The organism is Pandoraea morbifera (genome assembly GCF_902459575.1).
In the GTDB taxonomy this organism is placed as follows: Bacteria; Pseudomonadota; Gammaproteobacteria; order Burkholderiales; family Burkholderiaceae; genus Pandoraea; species Pandoraea morbifera.
Map to the genome: position 1 here is coordinate 375,683 of NZ_CABPSD010000004.1, position 6,223 is coordinate 381,905.

Annotated in this window: 4 protein-coding genes; 1 reads left to right on the top strand and 3 read right to left on the bottom strand. The window is 61.4% G+C overall.

From position 1 onward, the window contains the following. Window positions 1–57: 57 nt before the first annotated feature. Together PMO31116_RS09870 and PMO31116_RS09875 are read right to left on the bottom strand one after the other, a co-directional pair. A complete protein-coding gene (locus PMO31116_RS09870) occupies window positions 58–1,215 on the bottom strand; it encodes an aminopeptidase (RefSeq protein WP_246185225.1) in 1,158 nt (385 codons plus the stop codon). Between the two features lie 146 nt (window positions 1,216–1,361). Further along, complete coding sequence (locus tag PMO31116_RS09875) at window positions 1,362–3,437, bottom strand: molybdopterin-containing oxidoreductase family protein (RefSeq protein WP_150566531.1); 2,076 nt, start codon at window positions 3,435–3,437, stop codon at window positions 1,362–1,364. A gap of 212 nt (window positions 3,438–3,649) precedes the next feature. On the opposite strand from PMO31116_RS09875, the gene PMO31116_RS09880 reads away from it, so the two are divergent. Beyond that, entirely contained in the window at window positions 3,650–4,846 is a 1,197-nt protein-coding gene (locus PMO31116_RS09880; protein ID WP_150566532.1) for a M20 aminoacylase family protein, read from the top strand. Window positions 4,847–4,941: 95 nt separating this feature from the next. Here the strand turns inward: PMO31116_RS09880 and PMO31116_RS09885 are convergent, their stop codons facing one another. Then, a complete protein-coding gene (locus PMO31116_RS09885) occupies window positions 4,942–5,781 on the bottom strand; it encodes a DUF3047 domain-containing protein (protein WP_174971070.1) in 840 nt (279 codons plus the stop codon). Window positions 5,782–6,223: the final 442 nt, after the last annotated feature.

Here is a 6,223-nt window from a genome sequence, read left to right on the forward strand (position 1 = left end):
GCGGCGCGGCCCATTGTGGCCCCCGACGCGGCGCCCCCTCGTTACGAGAAAGGTTGTCTATCGATTCGCCTGCAACGGAGCATCGAGCAGGGCACGGGCAGCGGCGGCCGCCGGCGTGCCATTCCATGCGGTGAGTTCTCTGTTGCGCTCTATTTCGGGACGCTTTGACAGCGCTTTCACCGCCTTGTAGAAGGCCGGCAAATTGTTGCGCTCCTGCGCCAACAGGGCCATGAATGCCGGCACCCACTGGTTGTATGTGGCGAATGAACCGATCTTGGCGTTGTTCAGATCGCTCGCAAACCATCGGTCGAAGCCGTTATATCCACCCCACGAGGCCTTTAGGGCTTCATAGTCGGCACGCATGCCGGCGAAAAGAATGTCCTTCTGCCTGGCCTTCTCGGCGTCTGTCCCATCCCCCCCATACAGCGCTTCCAGACGCTTGCGATAACCGTCGACCAACTTACGGAACTGGCGTCGATGCGCGTCGTAGTGCTCGTACTCCAGGGCCGCATCCGGATGTGATGCCAGCCATCGCCGCACCCCCACGGTTTCCACCGTCACCGCAAACGACTCATTGAACGGTGTATCGCCCCGGACAAACAGAATCTGGTGCGCAAGTTCGTGGAAGATCATGCGAGCGACTTCCGCGCGGGGAAGATAAATAAAGGTGTTCAGCAGCGGATCGTCGAAGTAACCCAACGTCGAATAGGCGGGGATTCCCGCGACGAACGTCTCCCAGCCATCGCGGTGCAGCTCGTCGGCATAAGCTTGCGCCGACTCCCGCGAGTAATAGCCGCGGTATTCGACGCACCCGACGACCAACAAGCACGACTCGCGGAGCTTCAGTGACAATGCCGGCGCTGCGAAGACGTTGTACACGACGAAGGGTCGCTTGAGATCCGCATAACTGCGATAACTGCCGTTGTCCGGCTCACTAAGCGCCGTAACGGCGTAGCTGCGAATTTGCTCGGCTTCGACTAGGCGCGCGCGCAAACGCGGATCGAGCGACGGATCGGCGAGTAAATCGGCCACGGGCTGCGCATCGTGAAGCACGGTGAAATGACCATTGATCGACTGCGCGTAGTAGCCGATCTGGCCACATCCCGCCAGGACAAGCACCAGCCCGCACGCGAACGATGTCCCGGCCGACCGATTCAGGCGGCGCCGCACGACAACCGGCTTCCCGGAGGACGCCCGCACGTTCGTCAAACTCACGGGAAGCCGCACACGCGCGTCCGACAGGCCCCCCGATATGCGGCCACTCGGCCACCATTCCCGCGCGAGTCGGCACCAACGCGCCGGGAGCTTCGCAAACAAAGATGGCATCGCGCCCCCCCTCGCCGGCAGCACGAATGATCGGATCAGGCCGGCGCGACTTCTACCAGGCAGTCGTAAAACGTGGGAGCCCGGCCCAGATCCGTCAACTGTTGACTCGTCACTTCGTTGGCGTTCTTGCCATCCGGCGCCAGCTTTTTCCACCAGATCGACAGTCCCACCACAACGCCTTCGCGCGCCTTTTCGGTGACTCTGGCCTTCGCGCGCAACGTCCCCCGGTCGTTGAAGATACGCACGCCGGCACCGTCGGCAATGCCACGCGATGCGGCGTCCGACGGGTGGATGTCCAGCGTTGGCTCCCCTACCGAAGCACGCAAGCTCTCGACATTCACAAAGCTCGAATTCAGGAAGTTGCGTGCCGGCGGCGAAATCATCGCGAGCGGATAACGCGCGGCCAGATCCGGATTACTTGCCACCGACTCGTATGGCGGCACCCAATCGGGCAAAGGGTCGAAGCCCTCTTCCAACATGCGTTCCGAGTAAAACTCGCATTTCCCGGACGGCGTGTAAAACCCGCCGTTCGCGAACGGCGCTTCGGGCAGATCGTATCGAATCCAGCCGTCCCGTTTGAGCGTTTCCCAATCGCTTCCCGCCATGCGTGCGTCGTTCCAGCGCATCGATTGCGCAGCGAGTTCATCGTCCGTATCCGAGAAACAGGTGTCCTGCCAACCCATCCGTCGGGCCAGCAGACGAAAGATCTCCGAGTTGGGCTTGGCCTCACCGAGTGGTGCAATCGCCGGATTGTTCGCCAGCAGATAGGTATGGCCGTACGCCTTGTGAATATCGAGGTGCTCGAGCTGCGTGGTGGCGGGCAGCACGAAGTCGGCATAGTCAGCCGTGTCGGTTTGGAAATGCTCCAGCACGACCGTGAAGAGGTCTTCCCGAGCAAAGCCGGCAGCGACCTTACCCGATTCGGGGGCAACAGCCACCGGATTGCTGTTGTACACGACGAGCGCCTCGATCTTCGGACCGAACGTCGCGTCGCCCGGATGACAAAGCGCATCGCCTATTGCGCTCATGTTCACCACCCGCGCCGGCTTGTCCTGACGCGGACGCAGATCCGGACGTGCCTGCGCTGCCGAATCCACCGGCGCATATCCCGACGTCGACATCAGCAACCCACCGGCGGGATCCCGCCAGGCACCGATCAATGCCGGCAGGCAAGCCACGGCCCGCGTCGCCTGACCACCGCCCTTGGCGCGCTGCATGCCGTAGTTCAGCCGGATTGCCGCCGGCTTCGCGCTCGCATACTCGCGCGCCAGTGTGATGATCGTCGCCTCGTCGATACCACAGATCTCCGCCACGCGCGCGGGCGTGTAACGGCGCACACGATCCTTGAGTTGGGCATATCCCACGGTGTGGCGGGAGATGTACTCATGATCGACGAGATCCTCCGCAATCAGCACGTGCATCATCCCCAGCGCGAGGGCGGCATCGGTGCCTGGCAACAGCGCAATGTGCTGATGGCACTTCTCCGCCGTGAGCGAACGATAGGGGTCAATCGCGATCAGCTTCGCGCCGCGGCGCTTGGCTTCCTGCGCAATCGCCCAGAAATGCACGCTCGATGTGATCGGATTGCTGCCCCAGATCAGGATCAGCTTGCTGTCGGCGAAGTGCTCGACATGCATGCCGACACCGGCCCCGTATGTGTATCGCAGCCCCGCGGCGCCGGCGCTGGCGCAGATTGTGCGATCGAGGTCGGATGCACCGAGTTTGTTGAAGAACCGTGCAGCCATGGATTCGCCTTGCACGAAGCCCATCGTGCCAGCATAACTGTAGGGCAAAATGGCCTCCGGCTCACGATCCGCAATGGCGCGCAACCGCGCTGCGATCTCATCGAGCGCCTCATCCCAGCCGACCCGCACGAACTGTCCGCTGCCCTTCGGGCCGACGCGCTTGAGTGGATGGAGCAGACGATCCGGGTGATAGGTTCTTTCGGTGTAACGCGAGACTTTCGTACACAGGACGCCGTTGGTCGTCGGATGGTCCGGATCCCCCTGGACCTTGATCGCGACGCCGTTCTCCACGGTTACGTGCAATGCGCACGTGTCGGGACAGTCATGCGGACACGCTGCCCGAACGACGTGGGTATTGGTCGTCATGAAAACTACTCCTCTCTACCGGATTGTTGCGCCCGGAAATGGTCGTGTGCAGGGCATATTGTATTACGTTCCCCCCCGCAGCGCCCCGCTACACGGGGATCCAGGACGCTTTCCGGACAAATCCGGTGCCGTCCTGAGCCATTTCCTACCAAGCTGTCAGACCTGTCCATTAAGGGTAAGATGAGTCATTGCGCTCCGCAGGAAAATTCGTCATGAAGCTCATTCCAGAAATCGACGCCGCCCGCGGCGAAATCCAGGCCATCCGACGTGACATTCACGCCCATCCGGAATTGTGTTTTGAAGAGAAGCGCACGTCCGACGTCGTCGCCGAGACGTTGACCAGGTGGGGCATCCCGATCCATCGCGGTCTGGGCAAGACTGGCGTCGTGGGCATCATCAAGAATGGCAGCAGCGACCGCGCCATCGGCCTGCGCGCTGATATGGACGCCCTGCCGATTCGCGAAGCCAATACGTTCGAACATGCTTCGAAGCACGAAGGAAAGATGCACGCGTGCGGCCATGACGGCCACACCGCCATGCTGCTGGCGGCCGCGCAATATCTGCAAAAGCATCGCAACTTCGACGGCACCGTCTATCTGATTTTCCAGCCCGCGGAAGAAGGCGGCGGCGGCGCCCGCGAGATGATCAGGGATGGCCTGTTCGAGCGTTTCCCCATGGAAGCGGTGTTCGGCATGCACAATTGGCCGGGCGTGCCGACCGGCACGTTCGCCGTGACGCCCGGACCGATGATGGCCTCGAGCAACGAGTTCAAGATCACGATTCGCGGCAAGGGCACGCACGCGGGCATTCCGAACGCGGGCATCGATCCTGTGATTGCCGCTGTTCAGGTGGCGCAGGCGCTGCAGAGCATCATTACGCGCAACAAGCGCCCGATCGATGCCGCAGTGTTGTCCATCACCCAGATTCACGCTGGCGACACGACGAACGTCGTGCCGGACGTCGCCTGGTTGGGCGGCACGATTCGCACCTTCTCCATCGAAGTGTTGGACCTGATCGAAGCGCGTTTGCGCGAAATCTCCGAATTTGTGGCCAGGGGCCTGGGATGCTCGGCTGAGATCGAATTCCTTCGGAATTATCCGCCGACGATCAATGATCCGCGTATGGCCGCGCTGTGCGCCGATGTCATGCGCCAGGTGGTGCCCGACGAGAATGTCAATGACAAGGTCGAACCGACGATGGGCGCGGAGGACTTCTCCTTCATGCTTCTGGAAAAGCCGGGGGCCTACGTTTTCATCGGCAACGGCGACGGCACACACCGCGATAGCGGGCATGGCCTGGGCCCGTGCAACCTGCATAACGCCAGCTACGACTTCAACGACGACCTGCTCCCACTGGGCGGCACATATTGGGTGAAACTCGTGGAGACGTATTTCGAGCGCAATAAATAGGCTTGCTCAGCGGCTCGACGATCGCAGGATCGGGAGCCCGGCAACGGGCCGGCGGTCATTCGCCGTCCCTTTTGTGTGCGTCGCGCGAATTCGACCTATTTCGACGCTGTTGTCGTGGGAATGCGATCGGTACGAAGTTGGATGTCGCCGTACCAGGCCGTGTATTTGGTCTGCGTGTTATCGCCGTCGCTCATGATGGCGATGCCGATGAGGCGCCCCGGTGGTTCACCGAATGCCTTCTCGTAATCTTTGGCGACATCGCGGGAATACGTTTGCCAATTCCCCAGATGCGCCGTGCCGCGTTCTACGACAATGGAGCGGATGCGCGAGGTGTATGGGTTGGCAACCACCTCGTCGGCGGCGAAGTTGTCGTCACCCCACGTGTACATGAGCGTGGCATATGGCAGTTCGCGGCCACTGACCAAGCGCGCCAGTTCCCGGTGAAGATGATCCTGGACCGTCAGTTTCGACGGGTCTCCGTCGAACGCCAGCGCGATCCGTACGGGTGCATCGTCATACCGCTTGGTGCGAATGTCCGCATTCGTCGGTATGGCCTCGGCACGCCAGCGCCATGTCAGACGTGCTCCCGGATAGATAGGAATGTCGAGTTTCTGCGCGAGCCCCGAAGCCGATCCATCCACCGTCGCACGAATAATGGCAACCCCGCTGCCGTCCGTGGTTTGCTCATATCTCGTGAGATGCTTCTGGCGTGTCACGAGATAGGTTTCCCAATACGGCGGAAGCCCTTCCGAATTCGTCGCGGCTGACAGCGGCGCAATGTCGTCGCGTTGCGGCGAGATATCCGTTAAGGGGTGATCGGGCGCGGAGCTCGGCACGGCGCATCCGCCTAACCCGAAGGAGATTACTACAGCGATCGCAAAGAACTCACCTATGCGCACGACAATCGGACGCTTGCTTCGAACTTGATTTACCACCCGTTTCGCTCCTCGAACTACCACTAACCCCGAGGCGGAATGCTAAGCGAGAAACAGGCGCGGATCTAGCGGGATTATCACTTCATGACGCCGACGCAACAGGGAGCGAAGGTGAGGGAGAGTGGGCTGAATCGGATAGAGCATCGCGTGCGTCCGGGCCTTCGCAACACGAAACGTGAGCAGGGGCGCTCGGGCCCAAAGCAGCGCGGACCAGCTCGACGCAAGCCGGCAGCAGCCGACATCTGCGTCACCCCCACAAGCCCATGCACTGCAAGGCGAGGGCCAAGCCCATCGTCGCTCATCGTGCACGTGCCGGGCAGTTAGCGCAGGAGTCCGAGCCTGCAAAAGCAAAAACCCCCTGCTATGAGGTAGCAAGGGGTTTTTAAGGGGAGCCTGACGATTACCTACTTTCACACGGGTATCCGCACTATCATCGGCGTGG